Source organism: Streptomyces sp. NPDC048560, assembly GCF_040650955.1.
Taxonomy (GTDB): domain Bacteria; phylum Actinomycetota; class Actinomycetes; order Streptomycetales; family Streptomycetaceae; genus Streptomyces.
In genome coordinates, this window is the sequence record NZ_JBEZIJ010000001.1 from 525,776 (window position 1) to 549,464 (window position 23,689).

At 69.4% G+C, this 23,689-nt stretch carries 22 protein-coding genes and 1 riboswitch; of the genes, 13 read left to right on the forward strand and 9 right to left on the reverse strand.

Annotated features, from left to right (window positions below; translation table 11 throughout):
- Positions 1-72: 72 nt before the first annotated feature.
- Positions 73-969 carry a pyridoxal-phosphate dependent enzyme gene (locus AB0C82_RS02270; protein WP_362835415.1) on the forward strand — a complete coding sequence of 299 codons (897 nt, stop codon included), beginning with the start codon at positions 73-75 and terminating at the stop codon, positions 967-969.
- 10 nt (positions 970-979) lie between these two features.
- On the opposite strand, the gene AB0C82_RS02275 is transcribed toward AB0C82_RS02270, so the two are convergent.
- A complete protein-coding gene (locus tag AB0C82_RS02275; protein ID WP_362835417.1) occupies positions 980-2,581 on the reverse strand; it encodes a Na+/H+ antiporter in 1,602 nt (533 codons plus the stop codon).
- Between the two features lie 35 nt (positions 2,582-2,616).
- Here AB0C82_RS02275 and AB0C82_RS02280 point away from each other — a divergent pair, with 35 nt between their 5' ends.
- The 3 genes from AB0C82_RS02280 to AB0C82_RS02290 all read left to right on the forward strand — a co-directional run bounded on the left by AB0C82_RS02280 (position 2,617) and on the right by AB0C82_RS02290 (position 4,472).
- Complete coding sequence (locus tag AB0C82_RS02280; protein ID WP_362835419.1) at positions 2,617-2,877, forward strand: UBP-type zinc finger domain-containing protein; 261 nt, start codon at positions 2,617-2,619, stop codon at positions 2,875-2,877.
- A gap of 231 nt (positions 2,878-3,108) precedes the next feature.
- Positions 3,109-3,522, forward strand: a complete 414-nt coding sequence (locus AB0C82_RS02285; RefSeq protein WP_173315837.1) for an anti-sigma regulatory factor — start codon at positions 3,109-3,111, stop codon at positions 3,520-3,522.
- 23 nt (positions 3,523-3,545) lie between these two features.
- Entirely contained in the window at positions 3,546-4,472 is a 927-nt protein-coding gene (locus tag AB0C82_RS02290; protein WP_362836983.1) for an RNA polymerase sigma factor SigF, read from the forward strand.
- Between the two features lie 41 nt (positions 4,473-4,513).
- Here AB0C82_RS02290 and AB0C82_RS02295 read toward each other — a convergent pair whose 3' ends face one another.
- Complete coding sequence (locus tag AB0C82_RS02295; protein ID WP_362835421.1) at positions 4,514-4,963, reverse strand: hypothetical protein; 450 nt, start codon at positions 4,961-4,963, stop codon at positions 4,514-4,516.
- Positions 4,964-5,104: 141 nt separating this feature from the next.
- Between AB0C82_RS02295 and AB0C82_RS02300 the strand changes: the two genes are divergently transcribed.
- Both AB0C82_RS02300 and AB0C82_RS02305 read left to right on the forward strand, forming a co-directional pair.
- Entirely contained in the window at positions 5,105-6,070 is a 966-nt protein-coding gene (locus AB0C82_RS02300) for a diacylglycerol kinase family protein (protein WP_362835423.1), read from the forward strand.
- 319 nt (positions 6,071-6,389) lie between these two features.
- On the forward strand, positions 6,390-6,647 hold the full coding sequence (locus AB0C82_RS02305; protein ID WP_003953983.1) for a WhiB family transcriptional regulator: 258 nt from the start codon (positions 6,390-6,392) through the stop codon (positions 6,645-6,647).
- A 210-nt stretch (positions 6,648-6,857) separates the two neighbouring features.
- Here AB0C82_RS02305 and AB0C82_RS02310 read toward each other — a convergent pair whose 3' ends face one another.
- On the reverse strand, positions 6,858-8,324 hold the full coding sequence (locus AB0C82_RS02310; RefSeq protein WP_362836985.1) for a PAS domain-containing sensor histidine kinase: 1,467 nt from the start codon (positions 8,322-8,324) through the stop codon (positions 6,858-6,860).
- 347 nt (positions 8,325-8,671) lie between these two features.
- Complete coding sequence (locus AB0C82_RS02315) at positions 8,672-9,754, reverse strand: SIS domain-containing protein (RefSeq protein WP_362835425.1); 1,083 nt, start codon at positions 9,752-9,754, stop codon at positions 8,672-8,674.
- 274 nt (positions 9,755-10,028) lie between these two features.
- Here AB0C82_RS02315 and nagB point away from each other — a divergent pair, with 274 nt between their 5' ends.
- Positions 10,029-10,814 (forward strand): glucosamine-6-phosphate deaminase, encoded by a 786-nt coding sequence (gene nagB / locus AB0C82_RS02320; RefSeq protein ID WP_362835427.1) that lies wholly within the window; start codon positions 10,029-10,031, stop codon positions 10,812-10,814.
- Positions 10,815-11,048: 234 nt separating this feature from the next.
- Here the strand turns inward: nagB and AB0C82_RS02325 are convergent, their stop codons facing one another.
- The 4 genes from AB0C82_RS02325 to AB0C82_RS02340 all read right to left on the reverse strand — a co-directional run bounded on the left by AB0C82_RS02325 (position 11,049) and on the right by AB0C82_RS02340 (position 15,878).
- Positions 11,049-12,572: a glycoside hydrolase family 3 protein gene (locus AB0C82_RS02325; protein ID WP_362835429.1), complete on the reverse strand. Its 1,524-nt coding sequence runs from the start codon at positions 12,570-12,572 to the stop codon at positions 11,049-11,051.
- 6 nt (positions 12,573-12,578) lie between these two features.
- A complete protein-coding gene (locus AB0C82_RS02330; RefSeq protein ID WP_362835431.1) occupies positions 12,579-13,451 on the reverse strand; it encodes a carbohydrate ABC transporter permease in 873 nt (290 codons plus the stop codon).
- On the reverse strand, positions 13,448-14,461 hold the full coding sequence (locus AB0C82_RS02335; protein WP_362835433.1) for a sugar ABC transporter permease: 1,014 nt from the start codon (positions 14,459-14,461) through the stop codon (positions 13,448-13,450). The genes AB0C82_RS02330 and AB0C82_RS02335 overlap by 4 nt, the downstream gene beginning before the upstream one ends.
- A gap of 121 nt (positions 14,462-14,582) precedes the next feature.
- Entirely contained in the window at positions 14,583-15,878 is a 1,296-nt protein-coding gene (locus AB0C82_RS02340; protein ID WP_362835434.1) for a sugar ABC transporter substrate-binding protein, read from the reverse strand.
- A 286-nt stretch (positions 15,879-16,164) separates the two neighbouring features.
- On the opposite strand from AB0C82_RS02340, the gene AB0C82_RS02345 reads away from it, so the two are divergent.
- The 6 genes from AB0C82_RS02345 to AB0C82_RS02370 all read left to right on the forward strand — a co-directional run bounded on the left by AB0C82_RS02345 (position 16,165) and on the right by AB0C82_RS02370 (position 23,446).
- Positions 16,165-16,929, forward strand: coding sequence for a GntR family transcriptional regulator (locus AB0C82_RS02345; protein WP_362836987.1), 765 nt, complete (start codon positions 16,165-16,167; stop codon positions 16,927-16,929).
- A gap of 259 nt (positions 16,930-17,188) precedes the next feature.
- Positions 17,189-17,443, forward strand: coding sequence for a DUF3311 domain-containing protein (locus tag AB0C82_RS02350; protein ID WP_362835435.1), 255 nt, complete (start codon positions 17,189-17,191; stop codon positions 17,441-17,443).
- Positions 17,440-19,074, forward strand: coding sequence for a monocarboxylate uptake permease MctP (gene mctP / locus AB0C82_RS02355; RefSeq protein WP_362835437.1), 1,635 nt, complete (start codon positions 17,440-17,442; stop codon positions 19,072-19,074). The genes AB0C82_RS02350 and mctP overlap by 4 nt, the downstream gene beginning before the upstream one ends.
- 110 nt (positions 19,075-19,184) lie before the next feature.
- Positions 19,185-19,688: a GNAT family N-acetyltransferase gene (locus tag AB0C82_RS02360; protein ID WP_362835439.1), complete on the forward strand. Its 504-nt coding sequence runs from the start codon at positions 19,185-19,187 to the stop codon at positions 19,686-19,688.
- A 97-nt stretch (positions 19,689-19,785) separates the two neighbouring features.
- Positions 19,786-19,862: riboswitch (cobalamin riboswitch) on the forward strand.
- Between the two features lie 162 nt (positions 19,863-20,024).
- Complete coding sequence (locus AB0C82_RS02365) at positions 20,025-22,430, forward strand: ribonucleoside-diphosphate reductase subunit alpha (protein ID WP_362835441.1); 2,406 nt, start codon at positions 20,025-20,027, stop codon at positions 22,428-22,430.
- A complete protein-coding gene (locus AB0C82_RS02370; RefSeq protein ID WP_362835443.1) occupies positions 22,430-23,446 on the forward strand; it encodes a ribonucleotide-diphosphate reductase subunit beta in 1,017 nt (338 codons plus the stop codon). The genes AB0C82_RS02365 and AB0C82_RS02370 overlap by 1 nt, the downstream gene beginning before the upstream one ends.
- Here the strand turns inward: AB0C82_RS02370 and AB0C82_RS02375 are convergent.
- Positions 23,443-23,652, reverse strand: coding sequence for a hypothetical protein (locus tag AB0C82_RS02375; RefSeq protein ID WP_362835445.1), 210 nt, complete (start codon positions 23,650-23,652; stop codon positions 23,443-23,445). The genes AB0C82_RS02370 and AB0C82_RS02375 overlap by 4 nt on opposite strands.
- Between the last annotated feature and the right edge of the window lie 37 nt (positions 23,653-23,689).

The window sequence follows — 23,689 nt, forward strand, 5'->3', positions numbered from 1 at the left end:
ACGGAGGGGCGCAGGAACCGGGTGGGGTCCGCCGGCCGCTCGCGGTTCCGTGTCCTGCGGGACAATGCACGGGTGCACGACGAACCACCCGGTACGCCCCGGCTGCGCCCCGCCCTCCCCTCGCCGCTCCAGCCGGCCGGGGACGAGCGGTTCGCGCGCCGGGGCGTTCAGCTGCTGCTCAAGCGCGACGACCTGATCCACCCGGATCTGCCGGGCAACAAGTGGCGCAAACTCTCCCTGAACCTGGCCTCCGCCGAGGGGCGCACCGTGCTGACCTTCGGCGGCGCGTACTCCAACCATCTGCGCGCCACGGCCGCCGCAGGGCGGCTGCTCGGCTTCGGCACCGTGGGCGTGGTGCGTGGCGACGAGCTGGCGCACCGGCCGCTCAACCCGTCGCTCGAACAGTGCGCGGCCGACGGGATGCGGCTGCACTTCGTGGACCGGGCCACGTACCGCTCGAAGACCGATCCTGAGGTCCTGAGCGGGCTGCTGAGCCGCTTCGGGGAGTGCAGCGTCATCCCGGAGGGCGGCAGCAACGCGCTGGCCGCACAAGGCTGCACAGCGCTCGGGCGTGAACTCCTCGGCGAGGCCGACGTGGCCGCGGTCGCCTGCGGGACCGGCGGGACGCTCGCCGGCCTCGCCGCCGGCCTGGGGCAGGGGCAGAGAGCCCTGGGCGTCCCGGTCCTGCGCGGCGGTTTCCTCGGGGACGCGGTGCGGGAGTTGCAGCAGGAGGCGTTCGGCGGCCCGGCGGGGCGGTGGTCGCTGGACGAGCGGTTCCACTTCGGCGGCTACGCCCGTACGTCCCCGGAGCTGCACGCCTTCGCCGACGACTTCGAGGACCGGCACGGGCTGCGCGTCGAGCGGCTCTACGTGGCCAAGCTCCTGTACGCGCTCACGACGATCACCGAGGAGGGCGCGTTCGCCCCGGGGACCCGCCTCGCGGCCGTCGTCACCGGTGCGCCCTTCTGAGGGCCTCCCCTCAGGCGTCGTCCGTCTCCCGGTAGGCCGCCGCCTCCTCCAGGTCGAGCCGGCGCAGCAGTGTGCGCATCATCTCGTCGTCGATGCGCCGCTCGTCCCGCAGCCGGACGAAGACCTCCCGTTCGGCCTCGATCATTTCGCGTGCGAGCCGCCGGTAGGTGTCGTCCGCCGACTCCCCGGTGACCGGGTTGGCCGCGCCCAGCCGCTCCCACACGGCGTTGCGGCGACGTTCCAGGACCGTCCGCAGCCGGTCGGCGAGCGGTTCGGGGAGACAGTTGCTCCGGTCGGCCAGCAGCTCGTCCAGGCGGGCCTCGGCGGCCGTGGACGCCTGGCTCTGGGCCTGCGCCTCGGCCAGCGTCTCCGCGCGCAGGTCCCGCCCCGGCAGTTTCAGTACGCGCACCAGCAGCGGCAGGGTGAGGCCCTGGATCACCAGGGTGCCGATGACGGTCGTGAAGGTCAGGAAGAGCACGAGGTTACGGGCCGGGAATGCCTCGCCGCCCTCCATGGTCAGCGGGATGGAGAAGGCGATGGCGAGCGAGACGACACCCCGCATCCCCGCCCAGCCGACGATCAGGGGCGCCTTCCAGTCCGTCCCCGGTTCCCGCTCCCTGATGCGCCTGAACAGCCATCGCGGCAGATAGGTCGCCGGGTAGACCCAGACGAACCGCACCACGACGACCGCGACGAACACGGCGAACGCGTACCAGAGCGCCTCGCCCACGCCGTACGTCCCGAGGCCCTTCAGTACGAAGGACAGCTGCAGCCCGATCAGGGCGAAGACGGCCGACTCCAGGACGAACGCGACCATCTTCCAGACCGCCGCCTCCTGAAGACGGGTCGCGAAGTCGACCTGCCAGGAACGGTGTCCCAGGTAGAGCGCGACGACGACCACCGCAAGCACCCCGGAGGCGTGCACGCGTTCGGCCGCCGCGTAGGCCACGAAGGGGATCAGCAGGGACAGGGTGTTCTGGAGCAGGGCTTCCTTGAGGTGCGTACGGAGCCAGTGCAGCGGCACCATCAACAGCAGACCGACGCCCACGCCGCCCACCGCGGCCAGCAGGAACTCACCGATCCCGGCGCCCCAGCTGACGCCTTCACCGACCGCCGCGGCAAGGGCCACCTTGAAGGCGGTGATCGCGGTCGCGTCGTTCACCAGGGACTCGCCCTGGAGGATCGTGGTCACCCGGGCGGGCAGCCCCACCCGGCGCGCGATCGCCGCGGCCGTGACGGCGTCCGGCGGCGCGATCACCGCGCCCAGCACCAGGGCGGCGGTCAGGGGCAGACCGGGCACGAGCAGATAGGCCAGCCACCCGACGGCCAGGGTCGCGAAGAGCACGTACCCGACCGACAACAGCGCGATCGGCCGGATGTTGGCCCGCAGATCGAGGTACGAGCTGTCCACCGCGGCCGTGTAGAGCAGCGGAGGCAGCAGCAGCGGCAGCACGATGTGCGCGTCCAGGGTGTACGTGGGCACCCCGGGCAGGTACGAGGCCAGCAGGCCCGCGACAACCAGCAGCAGGGGGGCCGGCACCGGGGTGCGGCGCGCGGCCCCGGCTACCGCCGCACTCGCCGCGACCAGTGCCACCAGCGGCAATGCGTCCATCTCACGGTCCTCACATCCGTCGTAACCTGCACATCATGAGTGAGTGCCCGCATCTTCAGGAACTGCCGCGCCCCGAGCCCGCCCCGCTCAGCGAGACCTGCACGGAGTGCCGGGCGGTCGGCAGCCACCCCGTGCAACTGCGTCTCTGCCTCGTCTGCGGCCATGTCGGATGCTGCGATTCCTCACCCCTGCGGCACGGTACGGCCCACTTCGAGGAGACCGGTCATCCGGTCATGCGGAGCTTCGAAGCGGGCGAGAGATGGCGTTGGTGCTTCGCGGACGGTTCGATCGTCTGACGTCTGGGTACGTCAAACCGGCGCCGGTTCTTCGTAATTGACCGCCGCAGACCTCTAGCCACTGTGCGTACGCGTGGGCTTACCATGAGTGACGAGCATCGGGTGGGGTCTCGGCGACACGGCATCATGGATCGCGATAGCGTCGCCGCACCAAGAACCGACGACGGACCGCATGGCTCCGGGCCACTCTCCCGGAGCCTCGAAAGAGTTTGTGCCACCTTGGAGGTGAGGGTGTCCCAGATCGCAGGCGAGCCCGGGAATCAGGACTTCGTGGAAGTCCGGCTGCCCGCTGCGGGTGCCTACCTGTCGGTGCTGCGAACGGCCACGGCCGGTCTCGCAGCGCGTTTGGACTTCACTCTCGACGAGATCGAGGATCTTCGCATCGCGGTCGACGAGGCCTGCGCGATCCTGCTTCAGCAGGCCGTGCCGGGCTCCGTCCTCAGCTGCGTGTTCCGGCTCATCGACGACTCGCTCGAGGTGACGGTGTCGGCCCCGACGACGGACGGCCGCGCCCCGGAGCGCGACACCTTCGCCTGGACGGTGCTCTCCGCACTGGCCGGAAAGGTCGACTCCACGGTCGCGGATGACCGTACGGTCACCATCAGCCTCTACAAACAGCGCGGCGCGGGACCCGGGCCGGCGTGAGCAACGGGAACGGGGACGGACCTGTGCGGGACGAGACGATCCGCCCCGGGGTGGTGCGCGCGACAGGCATCCCGGAGCAACAGGCCAGACCGCACCCGGTGGACGGGGCGGACGGGACGCAAGGCCGTACGGCCGCGGTGGAGCAGTCGCAGGCAGAGCGGACGGTCCAGATGAGCGAGCACGGGCATCACGATCCGCGCGACCGCAGCGCGGCGCGGGCACTCTTCATCGAGCTGCGGGAACTGCCCGACGGCTCGCCCGAGAAGGCGGAGCTGCGCAACCGGCTGGTGCGGATGCACCTGCCGCTCGTGGAGCATCTCGCCCGCCGGTTCCGCAACCGCGGCGAGCCGCTGGACGACCTGACCCAGGTCGCCACGATCGGCCTGATCAAGTCGGTCGACCGGTTCGACCCCGACCGCGGTGTGGAGTTCTCGACGTATGCGACCCCCACGGTGGTCGGGGAGATCAAGCGCCACTTCCGTGACAAGGGCTGGGCCGTACGGGTGCCGCGGCGTCTGCAGGAGCTCCGGCTCTCGCTGACCACGGCCACCGCCGAGCTCTCCCAGCAGCACGGCCGTTCCCCGACGGTGCACGAGCTGGCGGAGCGCCTGGGCATCTCCGAGGAAGAGGTCCTGGAGGGCCTGGAATCGGCCAATGCCTACAGCACGCTGTCGCTGGACGTCCCCGACACGGACGACGAGTCCCCCGCGGTCGCCGACACGCTGGGCTCGGAGGACGAGGCACTGGAGGGCGTCGAGTACCGCGAGTCGCTGAAGCCGCTGCTGGAGGACCTGCCGCCGCGCGAGAAGCGCATCCTGCTGCTGCGCTTCTTCGGGAACATGACCCAGTCGCAGATCGCACAGGAGGTCGGCATCTCGCAGATGCACGTCTCCCGGCTGCTGGCCCGCACGCTCGCGCAGCTCCGTGAGCGCCTGCTCGTCGAGGAGTAGTCCCCGGCCCCGGGCCGAGCAGTCGGTCCCGGGCGCCGGGCTCAGGCCTCGGGGGTCGTACGCGGCCCCCGGATGCCCAGCGCCCGTGTGGTGGCCGGGCTGAGCAGGAGGACGAGGGCCGTCGCGGCGACGGCCGCCAGCGCGATGCCCGCGGGGATGAGCGCGCCCTGGGACCGCAGCAGCGTCCAGGCGACCGGCAGGGCCATCAGCTGGGTGATGAGCGCCGGGCCCCGGCTCCAGCTGCGCCGCAGCAGCAGTCCACGCGCGGCGAACAGCGGGATCAGGCCAAGTGCGATAAGGGTGAGTCCGCCCATCTCCGCCTGCTGGGGGCTGTCGGGTCGGCCCAGCAGCCCCATGACCACCATGTAGATCCCGCCGACGACGAGCGCCGCCCCTTCGAGGGCGTTGAGCCCGGCGACGGCGGCGATCCTGCCCGGCTTCTCCTCTCCGGCGGACGGCGGGGAAGCGGGCGTGTTCTCCTGAATGCTCACGCCATTCAGGTTGGCATCCTTCCCGGGCGAAAGTGAAGCCGGGGTGCCGGGCCGCCGCCGGCCTTCACAGCCCGTCACCGATCGTGATCACAGGGATGCGCGACTTCTGGCCGGTACCTCGCGGTAGGTAGTCTGGCTGCCATGCGCGCACTCCTTGTGGTCAATCCAGCCGCCACCACTACCAGTGCGCGGACGCGTGACGTGCTGATTCACGCCCTCGCGAGCGAGATGAAGATCGAAGCGGTGAGCACGGAGTACCGCGGGCACGCCCGGGACCTGGGCAGACGGGCCGCTGACTCCGACGACATCGACCTGGTGGTCGCCCTCGGTGGCGACGGCACGGTGAACGAGGTCGTGAACGGGCTGCTCCACAAGGGCCCCGACGACAGCCTGCCGAAGCTGGCCGTGGTGCCCGGCGGCTCCACCAACGTCTTCGCGCGTGCCCTCGGCCTCCCCAACGACGCCGTGGAGGCCACCGGCGCCATCCTGGACGCCCTGGAGCGGAGCAGCGAGCGCACGGTCGGCCTCGGCCTCGCGGCGGGCACCCCGGGCACCGAGGACGAGTCCGTTCCGGAGCGCTGGTTCACTTTCTGTGCCGGTCTCGGATTCGACGCCGGCGTGATCGGCCGGGTCGAACAGAAGCGCGAACGCGGCAAGCGTTCGACTCATGCGCTGTACGTGCGCCAGGTGGTCCGCCAGTTCGTCGAGGAGCCCCATCGGCGGCACGGCCTGATCACGCTGGACGTACCCGGCCAGGACCCCGTCACGGACCTCGCGCTGTCCATAATCTGCAACACCGCTCCCTGGACCTACCTGGGGAATCGTCCGATGTACGCCTCCCCGAAGGCCTCCTTCGACACGGCCCTGGACGTCCTCGGACTGAAGCGCCTGTCGACCCCCGCGGTCGCCCGTTACGCGACCCAGCTGCTCACTTCGAGCCCGGAGAAGGGCCCCCACGGCAAGCACGCCGTTTCCCTCCACGACCTGACCGACTTCACCTTGCATTCAAAGGCCCCACTGCCCTTCCAGATGGACGGCGACCACCTGGGACTGCGTACGAGCGTGACGTTCACAGGCGTACGCCGTGCACTGCGTGTGATTGTGTGAGTGGAAGGGCCCAAAGTCCTTTAACTCGAACGTTTGGGCTGGCCCCCACCCCATGGAAGTACGGCTGTGACCTAGCCGACACCGAGGAATCAAAAAAAACTTTCCAGAAGGGGTTGTATCCGCCGCCGAGGTTTGCGAATCTCTACATGGCGATCGGGACGGCCCGCAACACCGGCCTCCACTGAGAGCCAGAACCCCTCCTCACTGACAAGACCACAACCAGTTCATCTGGGAGTCGGCCCTGTGTCTGCGGGGGGATTCGTGAAAGCGTTCACATTCACAAGCAACAAGCTTGAAATACCTAGGAGAGGTAGCAGCCATGGACTGGCGTCACAACGCCGTTTGTCGTGAGGAAGACCCGGAGCTGTTCTTCCCCATCGGCAACACCGGTCCTGCGCTGCTGCAGATCGAGGAAGCCAAGGCCGTCTGCCGTCGCTGCCCCGTCATGGAGCAGTGCCTGCAGTGGGCGCTCGAGTCCGGCCAGGACTCCGGCGTCTGGGGTGGCCTCAGCGAGGACGAGCGCCGCGCAATGAAGCGCCGTGCCGCTCGCAACCGGGCGCGTAACGCCAGCGCCTGACCGACGCCCCCGCTAAGCCTCAGCCCGGCGGCGCGTACAGAGCGTACGCACAGCCCCGCCTTCGAGTCGCAGCGCGCAGTACCCCGTAGCGCATCGCAACGTACATGCCAAGCAGTGGGCCCGGACCGTCACCACGGTCCGGGCCCACTGCTGTGCGCGCCGGCACCCGCCGGCGTTCGGATCTTCCGCTTATTCCGTACCGGCGTTCGGCTACTTCTCCGGACCCACCGGGATGTCCAGGATCACCTGGGTGCCGTGCTCCGGTCCCGGGACCATGTCGAAACTGCCGCCCAACTCGCCCTCCACCAGGGTCCGCACGATCTGCAGGCCGAGATTCCCGGCCCGCTTCGGGTCGAAGCCCTCGGGCAGTCCGCGTCCGTCGTCCGACACGGTGATCAGCAGCCGCGCGTCGGTCGGTGAGCCGCCCCGTACCGCCGAGACCTCCACCGTGCCGCGCTCGGCCACGGTGAACGCGTGTTCCAGGGCGTTCTGCAGGACCTCGGTGAGCACCATCGAGAGCGGAGTGGCCACTTCCGCGTCGAGGATTCCGAAGCGGCCCGTGCGCCGGCACGTGACCTTGCCCGGGGAGATCTCCGAGACCATCGCGATGACACGGTCCGCGATCTCGTCGAACTCGACCCGCTCGTCCAGGTTCTGAGACAGCGTCTCATGAACGATCGCGATCGAACCGACGCGCCGTACCGCCTCGTTGAGGGCCTCCTTGCCCTGCTCGGAGTCCATCCGGCGGGACTGGAGGCGCAACAGGGCTGCCACCGTCTGGAGGTTGTTCTTCACCCGGTGGTGGATCTCCCGGATGGTGGCGTCCTTGGTGATCAACTCACGCTCACGGCGACGCAGTTCGGTGACGTCCCGCAGCAGGACCAGCGAACCGATGCGGACACCCTTGGGCTTGAGCGGGATGGCCCTCAGCTGGATCACGCCGCTGGCGCACTCCACCTCGAACTCGCGGGGCGCGTAGCCGCTGGCCACCTTGACCAGGGCCTCGTCCACGGGGCCCCGGGAGGGGGCGAGCTCGGCCGTGGTGGTGCCGAGGTGGTGGCCGACCAGGTCGGACGCGAGGCCGAGACGGTGGTAGGCGGAGAGGCCGTTGGGGCTGGCGTACTGGACGATCCCGTCGGCGTCGAGCCTGATCAGCCCGTCACCGACACGGGGCGACGCGTCCATGTCGACCTGCTGGCCGGGGAACGGGAAGGACCCGGCGGCGATCATCTGGGCCAGGTCGGAGGCGGACTGGAGGTAGGTGAGTTCCAGCCTGGAGGGCGTACGGACGGTGAGGAGGTTGGTGTTGCGGGCGATCACGCCGAGTACGCGGCCCTCGCGGCGTACGGGGATGGACTCGACCCGTACCGGCACCTCCTCGCGCCACTCCGGGTCGCCCTCGCGCACGATCCGGCCCTCGTCCAGCGCGGCGTCCAGCAGGGGACGCCTGCCGCGCGGCACCAGATGGCCGACCATGTCGTCCTGGTAGGAGGTGGGGCCGGTGTTCGGCCGCATCTGGGCGACGGACACGTACCGGGTCCCGTCGCGGGTGGGAACCCACAGGACGAGGTCGGCGAAGGACAGGTCGGAGAGCAGTTGCCACTCCGAGACCAGCAGATGGAGCCACTCGAGGTCGGTATCACTCAGGGCTGTGTGCTGGCGGACGAGGTCGTTCATGGAGGGCACGTGTGCGAGCGTACCCGGGGATACTCTGTTGATCCGAACCGATCGGCCCGCAGGCCCGTGAGAACGGGAGGCGGGACGTTTCGCCGGAATTGCTGTGCACACGGATGGACAGGGCGATTGGTCTAGTCCACAATGCACAGGAAAGACCTCCGTTCTCCCCGCACAGGAGAACGGACAGAGGTACCCGGCGCTCTCTGCCCTGACTGCGCCGGTGCCTCCCTCGGCCGGAGGAACCGCACACCGCCGGCCGCGCAGCTCCGGGCTGCGGTGCCGGACGGGCTGAGGGTCCCGCCCTGGCGCCGCGGCCCGCGGGTGTTTCCGGGGGCCCTGACCCCGTCTCAGTGGGTCTCGGTGACCTTGGCCAGGGCGCGGGGCGCGTCCGGGTCCTGACCGCGGGCGATCGTCACCTCGTAGGCCAGCATCTGGAGCGGCAGGATCTCCAGGACCGGCTGCAGTTCCTCCGGTACTCCCTCCGTCGGCAGCACGAAGCCCGCCGAAGCGGCCTCCACCTGGGCCTTCGGACCGACCACGAACAGGTCGGCGCCCCGCCCCCGCAGCCGGTCGAGCACCGGCTGGAGCGCGTCTCCGCCGCGGCCGTCGGTGACGACCGCGATCACCGGTGAGATGTTGTCGACCATGGCGAGCGGGCCGTGCAGCAGGTCGGCTCCGGAGTAGGACAGAGCGGGGATGTAGCTCGTCTCCATCAGCTTCAGGGCGGCTTCCTTGGCCGTGGGGTAGCCGTAGCCGCGCGAGGTGATGACCATCCGCTCGGCGAAGCGGTAGCGCGAGGCGAGGGCCCTGACCTCGTCCTTCCGGGACAGGATCTCCTCGGCCAGAGCGGGCAGGACCTCGGCGGCGGCCGGGCCGTCACCGCCGGCCAGGCCGTCGACGAAGAGGTGGAGCGCCAGCAGCGAGGCGGTGTACGTCTTCGTGGCGGGCAGCGCCTTCTCGGGGCCCGCGAGGATGTCGATGCTGTACTCGGAGACGGCGGCGAGCGCCGAGTCCGGGTTGTTCGTCACCGCGAGGGTGATCGCTCCGGCGGCCCGGGCCGCCTTCGTGGACGCGACCAGGTCGGGCGAGCCGCCCGACTGACTGACGGTGATCACCAGGACGTCCGTGAGATCCGGCCGGGCGCCGTAGGCCGTCGTGGTGGACATCGAGGCCAGACCGCAGGGCAGGCCCATCCGGATCTCCAGCAGGTACTTGGCGTAGAGCGCCGCGTTGTCCGAGGAGCCGCGGGCCGTCAGCAGGACGAACCGGGGTTTCCTCGCCGCGATCTCGGCGGCCACCTCGCGGATCCTGGGTGCGCCCCGGTCGAGGATGCGGCGCAGCACGGCCGGCTGCTCGGCCATCTCGCCGGACATGATCAGGCCCGGCTGCTCGCCCTGGTCCTTGCGGTGGGCCGGAGAGGTGGCGGACATGTGGGGTGCCTCCCATGCGGTGCGGCTGCGTGGTGCGCGCGTCCCGGTGCGCGCCTCCCGGTGCATGCGTGCGTACACACGCACGGGTTGCGGCGGAGCGGACGCGCGCCCGTCGGCTCGGACAAGTCGACCACGGCGCGGCGGGCGGCCGCCAGCGGGGCGAACGGGCGGACCGGTGTATGGGCGGGGCCCCTCAGGGCTGCCCGATTCTGCTAGATTGTTGCCTTGATTGGTCTATACCACATGACTCCACCTTTCAGATCGGCAGGCACACGTGGAAGTTGTCATCGTCCCGGACGCCGCGGCAGGCGGCGAGCTCATCGCGGAGGCCATCGGCGCCCTGCTGCTCCGCAAGCCCGACGCCCTGCTCGGCGTGGCCACCGGCTCGACGCCGCTGCCCATCTACCAGGCACTGGCCGCCAGGGTCCGCTCCGGGTCCGTGGACGCCTCGCGCGCCCGCATCTGCCAGCTCGACGAGTACGTCGGGCTGCCGCCCGGCCACCCCGAGTCCTACCGCTCGGTCGTGCTGCGCGAGGTCGTGGAGCCGCTGGGGCTGTCCGAGGCGTCCTTCATGGGACCCGACGGCTCGGCGGAGGACGTCCAGGCCGCGTGCGAGGCGTACGACAGGGCGCTGGCCGAGGCGGGCGGGGTGGATCTCCAGCTGCTCGGCATCGGCACGGACGGGCACATCGGGTTCAACGAGCCGTGCTCCTCGCTCGCTTCCCGCACCCGGATCAAGACGCTGACCGAGCAGACGCGGGTGGACAACGCGCGCTTCTTCGACGACGAGATCGACCAGGTGCCGCACCACGTGATCACGCAGGGCATCGGGACCATCCTGGAGTCCCGGCATCCGATCCTGCTCGCCACGGGTGAGGGCAAGGCGGACGCGGTGGCCCAGACGGTGGAGGGCCCGGTCGCCTCGATCGTGCCCGCGTCGGCGCTGCAGCTGCATCCCCACGCGACGGTGGTGGTCGACGAGGCGGCCGCGTCCAAGCTGAAGCTGGCCGACTACTTCCGGGCCACGTACGCGGCGAAGCCCGCGTGGCAGGGCATCTAGTCGAGTTCCGTGAAAGGGCCGGGCACCGTGGGGTGTCCGGCCCTCTTGCGTTCCCCGGCCCTCGGGCGTTCCCCGTCCGTCCGGCGAACCGTCCGTCTCCCCGGCGCGCCCCCCGGCGCCGGAGAGGCCGGTAGCGGCCCTCCGCCCGGCCTTCGCGTGCCGCGGGCCTGGATGGGCTCAGCCCCGGCCGGCCTTCGCGGCCGGGCGGGGCTGAGGTCGGGGGGCGTGCGCGGGTCAGGTGGCGGTGAGGGCTTCCGCCGCCGCGATGCCGCACACCCGGGCGGCCCCGTGTGTGGCGATGTGCAGGGCTCCCCTCGGTTCCGCCTGCGGGAGACCCATCTCGACCACGACCGTGTCGGGACGCGCCGCCAGAAGCGCGTCGAGCGCCTCCGCCATCCACGCGTGCCGGTGGAGGTCGCGGACGACCGCGACGATGCGCCGCTCCCCCGCCGCCCGCAGCGTGTCCGCGGCCGGGGCCGCGCTCTCGCCGCTGTAGGTGTCGGTGCCGGTGCCCGGCAGGATCCTGGACAGCTCGGCGGCGACGCCCCACGGGGTCTCGTCGCCCACCGCGATGTTCGCGACGGGGGTGAACGCGGCGACGTACGCCGGGCCCGTCAGCCGGGCGCCGGTGCCGGTGACCCGGACCGCGCGGCGGGCCGCGACGAGGCCGATGTCGCTGCTGACTCCGGTGCCGGGCGCGGTCCCCTCCTGCACTGCCGCACCCGGCTCCGAGACAGCCCCCCTGGCTCCCCGCGTCCAGGACGCGAGGGCCCGTACACGGGCGGCGGCGTCCGCCAGCCGCTCCTCGGGCAGGTCTCCGCTGCGTACCGCCGACACCAGGGCGTCGCGCAGCCGCAGCACGGTGCCCTCGTCGACCAGCCCGCCGCCGACGCAGATCGCGTCGGCGCCCGCGGCGATCGCGAGGACCGAGCCGCGCTCGATCCCGTACGTCGCGGAGATGGCCTGCATCTCCATGCCGTCGGTCACGATGAGGCCGTCGTAGCCCAGCTCCTCGCGCAGCAGACCGGTGAGGATCTGCGGGCTCAGCGTCGCCGGGCGGTTCGGGTCGAGTGCGGGAAGCAGGATATGCGCGCTCATCACCGATTTGGAACCCGCTGCGATGGCAGCACGGAAAGGCACCAGTTCACGGGCGTGCAGGGTGTCCAGGGACACATCGATGCTCGGCAGCGCGTGGTGCGAGTCGACCGCGGTGTCGCCGTGTCCGGGGAAGTGCTTGGTGCAGGCGGCGACGCCCGCGGCCTGGAGCCCCTCGACGTACGCGGCGGTGTGCCGGGCGACGAGCTGGGGGTCGGCACCGAAGGACCGTACGCCGATGACCGGGTTGTCCGGGTTGCTGTTGACGTCAGCGGACGGCGCCCAGTTGAGGTTGACGCCGCATTCGGCGAGCCGGCGGCCGAGCTCCTGGGCGACGGCACGCGTGAGCGACACGTCGTCGACCGAACCGAGAGCGAAGTTGCCCGGGAACGAGGACCCGTGACGGACCTCCAGCCGGGTGACGTCGCCGCCCTCCTCGTCGATCGCGACGAGGACGTCCTCGCGCTCGGCCCGCAGCTGGGCGGTGAGCGCGGCCAGCTGCTCGGGCGAGGTGATGTTGCGCCCGAACAGGCCGACGGAGGCCAGGCCCTCGCCGACTCTGCGCAGCAGCCAGTCGGGGGCGGTCGTGCCCGTGAATCCGGGCTGGAGCACGGCGAGCGCGTCGCGCGTGAGGGTGTCCGTGGTGGTTACGAGGGTGGTCATGGGGCCTTATCCCTTCACGGCGCCTGAGGTGAGACCCGTGGCCATCTTCCCCTGGATGATCATGAAGAAGATGACGACCGGAATGGAGATGAGCGTGGAGGCGGCCATCAGGGCGCCGTAGTCCGTACCGCGTTCCGTGGTGAAGGTCATCAGCCACACGTTGAGCGTGTACTTGGAGTTGTCGTTGATCAGGATGTACGCGAAGAGGTACTCGTTCCAGGCGTTGACCAGCGCGAAGATCGACGCGGCGGCGAGCCCGGGGGCGAGCAGGGGGAAGATGACGCGGCGGAAGGCTCCCATGCGGGTACAGCCGTCCACCATCGCGGACTCCTCCAGCTCCACCGGGATGTTGATCACGAAGCCGCGGATCATGATGGTCGCGAAGGGCAGCGTGGACACCAGGTAGACGACGATGAGGCCCCAGTACTCGTCGATTCCGCCCATGGCGTTGAGCTGGAGGTAGATCGGGATCAGCATCGCGGTCGGGGGCAGCATCTGGACGAGGATCATCACCATCATCAGCGCCTTCCGCCCGAAGAAGCGGAAGCGTCCGATGGCCAGCGCCGCGAGTGTCGCGATGATCATGCCGCCGACCACCGCGGTGACCGAGACGATCAGGCTCGACTGGATCGCGGTGGCGAAGTTGTCCTGCTTCACCGCGCGCGCGAAGTTGTCGAAGGTGAGCGAGGAGGGCCAGAGCGTCTGGTCGTAGGACCGGATCTCGTGGTTGGGGCGCAGCGAGCTGATGATCAGCCAGTAGACCGGGAAGGCCATCACCGCGGCCGTGACCAGCGCCAGGATGTTGTAGCCGAGGCGGTTCCTCCTGCGGTCGGGCCGCAGCACCTGGGCGGGTGTGTTCGGGGCTGTGGAGGTGCTCATTCGACCTCTCCCGTCTTGATCAGCTGGCGCAGGTAGTACACGGCGACGCCGGAGAGCATCAGGACGGTGATCAAGGCGATCGCGCTGCCCTGGCTGAAGGAGGTGGACTCGAACGCCTTGGAGAACGAGTAGAGGCCGAGGGTCTCGTACTCCGGCTCGGGCTTGTTGCCGCGCAGCAGCCAGATCTGCCCGAAGACGTTGAAGTCCCAGATGACCGACAGGGTGGCGACCATGGTGAACACGGGCTTGATGACCGGCCAGGTGACGAAGCGGTAGACGCCGAACGCGGTGGCTCCGTCGAGGGAGGCCGCCTCCTCCAGTTCCTTGGGGACCTGGGTGAGGGCCGCGTACATCGTGATCACGACGAACGGGATGGCGCCCCAGACGACCAGCAGCGTGATGATGCCGAAGCCCTGCCAGGGGTCGAGGAACCAGTTGTGGCCGAGCCACCTGTCCTCGTCACCCGTGAGGTCGGCGAGGAGCGTGTTGATCAGGCCGTAGTCGGAGTCCGCCAGCCAGCGGAAGACCGAGGCGGCGACCATCAGCGGCATCGACCAGGCGGCGATGAGCGCGACGGTCAGGATCAGCCGGACCCAGGTGGACAGCCGCAGCATCATCAGGGCGATCAGCAGACCGATGCCCATGGTCAGCACCACGCAGACCGTCATGAAGACGACCGTGCGGCCCGTGACCTGCCAGAACTCGGGGTCACCCAGGATGTTGGTGAACTGCTCGAAGCCGACCCACGGCGTCTCGCCGTTGCCCCAGAGGGCCGCCCGGCCCATGTCCTGGAAGGACATGATCACGGTCTTGATCAGCGGATAGACGTAGACCGCGGCGATCGCGAGGATCGCCGGCAGGATCAGGAAGTACGGAAGGAGTTCGCCCTTCTTCCGCTGCCTCTTGGCACGCGGGGCGTCCTTCGCGGGGGACGACGGCCCGGTCTCTTCCGGACCACGTGGTACGGGTACCGGAGGCGGCCCGGCGGCCTTGGTGTCGGCGGCAGTCACGTGGCTGACCTTCCATCGGGATTCCGGGGGCTGCACCCGGAGATCACGGCATACGTCTACGAAGGAAGCGGGGGCCCGGTGCGTGCCGGGCCCCCGCCTGGAGAGCCGAGGCTCTGGGGTGCTACTTGTTGATCAGCGCGTTGATCTCGTCGTCGGCCTTCTTGGCCGCGTCGGCCACCGAGGTGCCCTTGAGGATCGCCAGGAGCATGTTCTCCAGGACCTCGTCCTTCTCGATGGACGTCCAGCCCGGCGCGATCGGCGTGAACCAGGCGTCCGGCACCGCGTTGGCGACGGCCGCCGTCTCGGGCTTGGCCTTCAGCGGCTCAAGCTGCTTCTCGTTGTTCGGGAGGATGTTCTTGGAGGCGAGCACCTCCTGCGACTTCTCGCTGGTGAAGAGCGAGACCCACTCCGCACCGAGGTCCGTGACCTTCGACTTCGCGGTGATCGCGAGGTCGGAGCCGCCGATGAAGGACGGCAGTGCCTTGCCCTCGGGGCCGGGCATACCGGCCGGCGCGATCTTGCCCTCGAGCTTCGGGTTGCCGTTGTTGGCGCCGTCGGTGACGGAGCCGGCCTCCCAGCCGTTGCCGTAGATCAGGGCCGCCTTCTCGTTGGCCATGACGTTGGCGTGGTCCTGCTCGTCCTTGGTGATGTCGGCCTTGTTGTACTTCTTCACCAGGTTGATGAAGTGCTCGATGCCCTTCTGGGACTCGGCGGAGGAAAGGTTGCCCTTCCACTCCTTCGCACCCTCGTCGTACTCGGCGATGGAGCCGCCGTACGCCGCGACGTAGGACATCGCCGCGTACCAGTAACGGCCCGGCAGGTAGAGGGACGAGAAGCGCTTGTCCTTCTTGCCGTACTCGGCCGAGACCTTGTCGAGGGCGGTGAGCAGCTCGGCCTCGGTCTGCGGAAGCGCGTCGCTGCCCGTACCGGCCTTGAACATGTCCTTGTTGTAGATCGCGACACGCGCACCGGCGTAGTAGGGCACGCAGAACTGCTTGCCCTCGAAGGTGCAGGTGTCCTTCAGACCCTTGATCCAGGTGTCCGAGTTGTCGTACTTCTTGGGGTCGATCTCGGCGAGTGCGCCGTTCAGGATGTACTGCATCGTCTCGGTGTTGCCGAGCTCGACGACATCCGGGAACTTGTCGCCGCCGAGGGCGGTGTCGAGCTTCTTGGCCTTGTCCGCCCACTGCTGGTACTGGACGTTGACCTTGACCTTCGGGTACTTCTTCTTGAACTGCGCGTTGACGTCCTTGACCAGTTCCGGCCAGGTGCTCTGCGCGTCGACCATCAGCCAGACGGTCAGTTCTTCGGAGCGGTCCTTCGGGTCCTTCGAAGCGTTATCGCTGTCCCCACCACACGCCGCAATACCGGACACCATCGCCGCGACGCCGACCGCCGCTATGAGCTTGCGCTTCATGCCACACCCTCCTCAGGGATACCAGCAACCCCCCGCCCACCGCGGAAACGTACGACGAGTACTGCCTGTGGGGCTGGGACTTGGTCTTTAATGGTTTAGACCAGTACCGGGAGCTTGGCCTAGACCTTTAGGGGTGTCAAGGGTGTATAAGAAGTGCACTCGCGTCCGTTATCGGACCGACACCTAGGAGAGGGCGACGACCCGTGACCGGACCGTGCCACCATGTGAGCCGCTATAGACGGAGGAGCCGGTGACGGCAGCAACGCAGCAGTCGGGAAGGCGGGCCATGGATGCCGACGGGGGCAGTACGGACAACGAGACCGGTGCGGGTACGCGTACGGCACGCGTACCGAAGTACTACCGGCTCAAGCGCCATCTGCTCGACATGACCGACACCTTGCCGCCCGGCACGCCGGTACCCCCCGAGCGAACCCTGGCCGCAGAGTTCGACACCTCGCGCACCACGGTGCGTCAGGCGCTCCAGGAACTGGTCGTCGAGGGCCGGTTGGAGCGCATCCAGGGCAAGGGAACCTTCGTCGCCAAGCCGAAGGTCTCCCAGGCGCTCCAGCTGACCTCGTACACCGAGGACATGCGGGCCCAGGGACTGGAACCCACGTCCCAGTTGCTGGACATCGGGTACATCACGGCCGACGACGCGCTCGCCGGCCTGCTGGACATCACCACGGGCGGGCGGGTGCTGCGGATCGAGCGGCTGCGCCTCGCCAGCGGTGAGCCGATGGCGATCGAGACCACCCACCTCTCGGCCAAACGCTTTCCCGCGCTGCGCCGTTCACTGGTGAAGTACACCTCGCTCTACACCGCGCTCGCCGAGGTGTACGACGTCCGGCTGGCCGAGGCCGAGGAGACGATCGAGACCTCACTCGCCACCCCGCGCGAGGCCGGACTGCTGGGCACGGACGTCGGTCTGCCGATGCTGATGCTGTCCCGGCACTCGATCGACGGGAACGGCGAACCGGTGGAGTGGGTGCGCTCGGTCTACCGCGGCGACCGCTACAAGTTCGTGGCCCGCCTGAAGAGGCCCACGGACTGACAACGCCCCACCTGCACCGACAGCACGAAGAACGGCCCCCGTGGACTCACCGTCCCCACGGGGGCCGTTCGCTTGCGCACCGGCGGCGCATGGCGTGAACCGGACCCCCGTTTCGTTCGTGAGTCCCACCGGGCGTGGGTATCGCCGAGTCATCACCGTTGCACTACCGCAATGCGGACGGGGGGTGACGCAGGCCGGACCCCTCACCTAGATTTCGTGCGCATTCCACCAGGTGACGAGCGAGGGGACGGAGCACCACATGCCCGAAAATACCGCCGGAACACGACCAACGATCACACCCGTGCGGGTGGTTATCGCCCTCTGCCTCATCGCGCCGTTCGTGGCGATGCTCTGGGTCGACTCGTACGCGAAGGTCGATCCGACCTTTATCGGCATCCCCTTCTTCTACTGGTACCAGATGCTCTGGGTCTTCGTCTCGACCGGGCTGACCATGATCGCTTACACGCTGTGGCAGCGTGACCAGCGCGCCCGCAAGGGAGGTGCGTCAGCATGAAGGACGGCGTGAACGGCGTAGCACTCGCCGTATTCATCTTCTTCTTCGTGGCCGTCACGGTCATCGGCTTCATGGCCGCCCGCTGGCGGAAGGCCGAGAACGAGAACAGCCTGGACGAATGGGGCCTGGGCGGACGCTCGTTCGGCACCTGGGTCACCTGGTTCCTGCTCGGCGGGGACCTCTACACGGCGTACACCTTCGTCGCCGTCCCCGCGGCGATCTACGCGGCGGGTGCGGCCGGCTTCTTCGCCGTCCCGTACACGATCCTCGTCTACCCGCTGATCTTCACCTTCCTGCCGCGGCTCTGGTCGGTGTCGCACAAGCACGGGTACGTCACCACCTCGGACTTCGTCCGGGGCCGCTTCGGCTCGAAGGGCCTCTCGCTGGCGGTCGCCCTCACCGGCATCCTCGCCACGATGCCGTACATCGCGCTCCAGCTCGTCGGCATCCAGGCGGTGCTGGACGTGATGGGCGTCGGCGGTGGCGAGACGACACACTGGTTCGTACGGGACCTGCCGCTGCTGATCGCCTTCGCGGTGCTCGCCGCGTACACCTACTCCTCGGGCCTGCGCGCGCCCGCGCTGATCGCGTTCGTCAAGGACGGGCTGATCTATCTGGTCATCGCCGTGGCGATCATCTACATCCCGATCAAGCTGGGCGGCTTCGACGACATCTTCGCCAAGGCGAGCGAGGCGTTCTCGCAGACCAACGAGGCGACCGGCAAACCGCGCGGCGCCCTCGTACCGGGCGAGATGGGCCAGTGGGGCTACGCCACCCTCGCACTGGGGTCGGCGCTCGCGCTCTTCATGTATCCCCACTCGATCACGGCCACGCTCTCCAGCCGCAGCCGTGACGTGATCCGCCGCAACACCACGATCCTGCCGCTGTACTCGCTGATGCTGGGCCTGCTGGCACTGCTCGGCTTCATGGCCATCGCGGCCGGGGTCAAGGTCGACAACGGCCAGCTGGCGATCCCCCAGCTGTTCGAGAACATGTTCCCCGACTGGTTCGCGGGCGTCGCGTTCGCCGCGATCGGCATCGGCGCGCTGGTCCCGGCGGCCATCATGTCGATCGCCGCGGCGAATCTCTTCACCCGCAACATCTACAAGGACTTCCTGAAGCCCGACGCGACCCCGGCCCAGGAGACCAAGGTCTCCAAGCTGGTCTCGCTCCTGGTGAAGGTCGGCGCGCTCGCCTTCGTCCTCACCATGGACAAGACGGTCGCGATCAACTTCCAGCTGCTCGGCGGGATCTGGATCCTCCAGACCATGCCCGCGCTGGTCGGCGGTCTCTTCACCCGGTGGTTCCACCGCTGGGCCCTGATCGCGGGCTGGGCGGTCGGCATGATCTACGGGACGGTCGCCGCGTACGGCGTCGCCAGCCCGACCCAGAAGCACTTCGGCGGCTCCTCCAAGGAGATCCCCGGCATCGGCGAGATCGGCTACATCGGCCTCACCGCCTTCGTGCTGAACCTGGTGATCGTGGTCGTCCTGACCTTCGTCCTCAACGCGCTGAAGGCGCCGGCCGGTATCGACGAGACCTCCCCGTCCGACTACACGGCGGACGCGGGTGACCCCGGCGTCAAGGAGGTACTCCCGCCCGCCACCGTGGGCGCGCCGGGCGGTCACTGACCCTTCGGCCACCTCTCGCGTACGGGCCGCCGCACCTCCGGGAACGGAGTCGCGGCGGCCCGTCGCACATCCGCTACCCACACCGGTCCGTGCTGGGGCACACTCCCCGCATGGACATCTCGATCAGGCTCGTCAGGCCCGAGGAGCACACGGCGCTGGGCGACATCACGGCCCAGGCGTACCTCGGCGACGGCCTGCTGCTCCTCGGCACCGAGGACCCGTATCTGACCAAGCTCCGGGACGTGGGCCGGCGGGCCGCCGAGGCCGAGGTACTGGTCGCGGTCGACGGTGACGGCGCCCTGCTCGGCGGGGTCACCTACACCCCGCCCGGGAACCCCTGGGCGGACATCGCCGGGGAGGGGGAGGCCGAGTTCCGGATGCTGGCCGTCGCGGGCGAGGCGCGTGGGCGCGGAGCGGGCGAGGCCCTGGTGCGGGCGTGCGTCGAGCGGGCGCGCGCCACAAAGGGGGTCACCGGCCTCGTCCTGTCGACCCAGGACGTCATGCTGGGCGCCCACCGGATCTACCGGCGCCTGGGCTTCGTACGGACCCCAGAGCGGGACTGGGAGCCCGTCCCCGGGTTCGGACTGCTGCTGGCCTACCGGCTGGCGTTGTGACAACAGCCTGACGACACCTCGATGGCGTGACACAAGATGTGGGGGCTGCCTCGATGGGCAGCCCCCACATGTATGCTCATGCTCGCTGTCGCCGCAGGGGAATCCGGTGCGAATCCGGAACTGTCCCGCAACGGTGTGATCGGTGTGCTTTTGCGCATCCGAAGTCCGAAGACCTGTCGACAGCGCGCCCGGCTCGACCGAACCGGGCGCAGAGACGTCCGGGCCTCGCGGATGGGCCGGTGGACGCCGCACGCAGTGCTGCCGCCTCCGGGCTCCCCGCTGCCCGGCTGCCCCCGCTCCCCGCCTGTCCGGAGCCGAGCGAGGGAGAGCACCGCGGTGACCATCGCGCCAGCCGATCCGGTTTCAGCAGCAGAGTCCGCCGGGATCACCGGTACCGCCGAGTCCGCGGACACCGTCATGGACGCCCCCGGGACCGTACTCCTGCGGACCCTCACCGATCTGACGGCGGATCTGCCCGACACCGACCCCGGACGCGTCGCCGCCGCCGCACTGCGCGGCCGCAACGCCCGGTCGGACGAGGCCGAGCTGCGCTCGCTGGCCACCGAGGCCGCCGCGGGCCTGATCTCCGAGGACCCCGCCTACTCCCGGCTCGCCGCCCGCCTCCTCACCCGCACCATCGCGGACGAGGCTGCGGGCCAGGGCGCGGTCTCCTTCTCCGCCTCGGTCTCCGTCGGACACCGTGAGGGCCTGATCGCGGACCGCACCGCCCAGTTCGTCCGGGTCCACGCCTCCCGGCTCGACGCCCTGGTCGGCGCCTCGCTCGTGGGCGGCGCCGACGACCGGTTCGGCTACTTCGGGCTGCGGACGCTCTACAGCCGCTACCTGCTGCGCCACCCGCTGACCCGCGAGGTGATCGAGACCCCGCAGCACTTCATGCTGCGTGTCGCGTGCGGTCTCGCCGAGGACGACTCCCCGGAGGCGCTGGACGAGGTCGCCTCGCTGTACGGCCTCATGAGCCGGCTCGACTACCTCCCCTCCTCCCCGACGCTCTTCAACTCGGGCACGCGGCACCCGCAGATGTCCTCCTGCTATCTGCTGGACTCGCCGCTGGACGAGCTCGACTCGATCTACGACCGCTACCACCAGGTGGCGAGGCTCTCCAAGCACGCGGGCGGCATCGGCCTCTCGTACTCCCGTATCCGCGCCCGCGGTTCACTGATCCGCGGCACCAACGGGCACTCCAACGGCATCGTGCCGTTCCTCAAGACGCTGGACGCCTCGGTCGCCGCGGTCAACCAGGGAGGGCGCCGCAAGGGCGCCGCGGCCGTGTACCTGGAGACCTGGCACGCGGACATCGAGGAGTTCCTGGAGCTGCGCGACAACACGGGCGAGGACCAGCGGCGTACGCACAACCTCAACCTGGCGCACTGGATCCCGGACGAGTTCATGCGCCGGGTCGACGCGGACGGCCAGTGGTCGCTGTTCTCCCCCGCCGACGTGCCCGAGCTGGTCGACCTGTGGGGCGACGACTTCGACGCCGCCTACCGCGCCGCCGAGGCGGCTGGCCTGGCCCGCAAGACGATGCCGGCCCGGGACCTGTACGGCCGCATGATGCGTACGCTCGCGCAGACCGGCCAGGGCTGGATGACGTTCAAGGACGCCTCCAACCGCACGGCCAACCAGACCGCCGAGCCGGGCCGCGTGGTCCACTCCTCGAACCTGTGCACCGAGATCCTCGAAGTCACGGACGACGGCGAGACGGCCGTCTGCAACCTCGGCTCGGTCAACCTCGGCGCGTTCGTGGCAGACGGCGGCATCGACTGGGAGCGCCTGGACGCCACGGTCCGTACCGCCGTGACCTTCCTCGACCGGGTCGTGGACATCAACTTCTACCCGACCGAGCAGGCAGGCCGGTCCAACGCGCGCTGGCGTCCGGTGGGCCTGGGCGCGATGGGGCTGCAGGACGTCTTCTTCCAGCTACGGCTGCCGTTCGACTCCCCCGAGGCGCGCGCGCTGTCCACGAAGATCTCCGAACGGATCATGCTGGCCGCCTACGAGGCGTCCTGCGACCTCGCCGAGCGCTCGGGACCCCTCCCCGCCTGGTCGCAGACCCGCACCGCCCGCGGTGTGCTGCACCCCGACCACTACGGCACCGAGCTGAACTGGCCGGAGCGCTGGGACGCCCTGCGCGCCCGGATCGCGAAGACCGGTATGCGTAACTCCCTCCTGCTCGCCATCGCGCCGACCGCGACGATCGCCTCGATCGCCGGGGTGTACGAGTGCATCGAGCCGCAGGTCTCCAACCTCTTCAAGCGCGAGACGCTCAGCGGTGAGTTCCTCCAGGTCAACGCCTACCTCGTCGCCGAGCTGAAGAAGCTCGGCGTGTGGGACGCGCGGACCCGCGAGGCACTGCGCGAGGCCAGCGGTTCAGTGCAGGGCTTCGCGTGGATCCCCGAGGACGTGCGGGCGCTGTACCGCACGGCGTGGGAGATCCCGCAGCGCGGACTGATCGACATGGCGGCGGCGCGTACGCCGTTCCTCGACCAGAGCCAGTCGCTGAACCTCTTCCTGGAGACGCCGACGATCGGCAAGCTCTCCTCGATGTACGCGTACGCCTGGAAGCAGGGGCTGAAGACGACGTACTACCTGCGGTCACGCCCGGCGACCCGCATCGCCCGCGCGGCGTCCGCCGCCCCCGTCCCCGCCCAGGCCGCGGCCCCCGACGCGGACGCGATCGCCTGCTCCCTGGAAAACCCCGAATCCTGCGAGGCCTGTCAGTGATGAGCTCCGACGAGACCAAGAACCTGCTCGACCCGGGTTTCGAACTGACCCTGCGGCCCATGCGCTACCCGGACTTCTACGAGCGCTACCGCGACGCGATCAAGAACACCTGGACCGTGGAGGAGGTCGATCTCCACTCCGACGTCGCCGATCTCGCGAAGCTGTCGCCCGGCGAGCAGCACATGATCGGCCGGCTCGTCGCGTTCTTCGCGACGGGGGACTCGATCGTCTCCAACAACCTCGTGCTGACGCTGTACAAACACATCAACTCGCCCGAGGCGCGGCTGTACCTGTCCCGGCAGCTCTTCGAGGAGGCCGTGCACGTCCAGTTCTATCTGACGCTGCTCGACACCTATCTGCCCGACCCGGACGACCGCGCGGCGGCGTTCGACGCGGTCGAGGAGATTCCCTCGATCCGGGAGAAGGCGCAGTTCTGCTTCAGGTGGATCAACGAGGTCGAGAAGCTCGACCGGCTGGAGACGAAGGCCGACCGCCGCCGCTTCCTGCTGAACCTGATCTGCTTCGCGGCATGCATCGAGGGGCTGTTCTTCTACGGCGCCTTCGCGTACGTGTACTGGTTCCGCTCCCGGGGGCTGCTGCACGGCCTCGCCACGGGGACCAACTGGGTCTTCCGCGACGAGACCATGCACATGAACTTCGCGTTCGAGGTCGTGGACACGGTCCGCAAGGAGGAGCCCGACCTGTTCGACGACGAGCTCCGGCAGCAGGTCACCGACATGCTGAAGGAGGCGGTCGAGGCGGAGCTGCAGTTCGGCCGTGACCTGTGCGGCGAAGGCCTGCCCGGCATGAACACCGAGTCGATGCGCCAGTACCTGGAGTGTGTGGCCGACCAGCGCCTCACCCGCCTGGGCTTCGCCCCGCTGTACGGCTCCGAGAACCCGTTCTCGTTCATGGAGCTCCAGGGTGTCCAGGAGCTGACCAACTTCTTCGAACGCCGGCCGTCCGCGTACCAGGTGGCAGTGGAGGGCTCCGTCGGGTTCGACGACGACTTCTAGACCCTGGCCCAGGAGCCGATGGAAGGGCGCCGTGCGACCGTGACCGGCCGTGCGGCGCCTTCGGCCTCCGGGGGGCCGGCCTGGTTCCGTTCCGCCGCCCTCAGTGCCTGGTCGATGCGCCGCTCACGGGCGAGACCGGCCAGCGAGGGCAGCAGGACGAGGGCGAAAAGTGCTGCTACGACCGCGTAGTTCAGGATTGTGTTCATGCCTCTACTGTCGTCCGTCCGGCCGAGATCCGGCAGT

What these genes read in the sequence shown, in the direction of transcription:
- AB0C82_RS02345 (WP_362836987.1), top strand. Translation starts at nt 16,165, where the DNA reads ATGGATGCCGACGGGGGCAGTACGGACAACGAGACCGGTGCGGGTACG.
- AB0C82_RS02325 (WP_362835429.1), bottom strand. Translation starts at nt 12,572, where the DNA reads ATGACCACCCTCGTAACCACCACGGACACCCTCACGCGCGACGCGCTC.
- AB0C82_RS02300 (WP_362835423.1), top strand. Translation starts at nt 5,105, where the DNA reads ATGCGCGCACTCCTTGTGGTCAATCCAGCCGCCACCACTACCAGTGCG.
- AB0C82_RS02340 (WP_362835434.1), bottom strand. Translation starts at nt 15,878, where the DNA reads ATGAAGCGCAAGCTCATAGCGGCGGTCGGCGTCGCGGCGATGGTGTCC.
- mctP (WP_362835437.1), top strand. Translation starts at nt 17,440, where the DNA reads ATGAAGGACGGCGTGAACGGCGTAGCACTCGCCGTATTCATCTTCTTC.
- AB0C82_RS02360 (WP_362835439.1), top strand. Translation starts at nt 19,185, where the DNA reads ATGGACATCTCGATCAGGCTCGTCAGGCCCGAGGAGCACACGGCGCTG.
- AB0C82_RS02350 (WP_362835435.1), top strand. Translation starts at nt 17,189, where the DNA reads ATGCCCGAAAATACCGCCGGAACACGACCAACGATCACACCCGTGCGG.
- AB0C82_RS02370 (WP_362835443.1), top strand. Translation starts at nt 22,430, where the DNA reads ATGAGCTCCGACGAGACCAAGAACCTGCTCGACCCGGGTTTCGAACTG.
- AB0C82_RS02280 (WP_362835419.1), top strand. Translation starts at nt 2,617, where the DNA reads ATGAGTGAGTGCCCGCATCTTCAGGAACTGCCGCGCCCCGAGCCCGCC.
- AB0C82_RS02305 (WP_003953983.1), top strand. Translation starts at nt 6,390, where the DNA reads ATGGACTGGCGTCACAACGCCGTTTGTCGTGAGGAAGACCCGGAGCTG.
- AB0C82_RS02315 (WP_362835425.1), bottom strand. Translation starts at nt 9,754, where the DNA reads ATGTCCGCCACCTCTCCGGCCCACCGCAAGGACCAGGGCGAGCAGCCG.
- AB0C82_RS02310 (WP_362836985.1), bottom strand. Translation starts at nt 8,324, where the DNA reads ATGAACGACCTCGTCCGCCAGCACACAGCCCTGAGTGATACCGACCTC.
- AB0C82_RS02330 (WP_362835431.1), bottom strand. Translation starts at nt 13,451, where the DNA reads ATGAGCACCTCCACAGCCCCGAACACACCCGCCCAGGTGCTGCGGCCC.
- AB0C82_RS02275 (WP_362835417.1), bottom strand. Translation starts at nt 2,581, where the DNA reads ATGGACGCATTGCCGCTGGTGGCACTGGTCGCGGCGAGTGCGGCGGTA.
- AB0C82_RS02375 (WP_362835445.1), bottom strand. Translation starts at nt 23,652, where the DNA reads ATGAACACAATCCTGAACTACGCGGTCGTAGCAGCACTTTTCGCCCTC.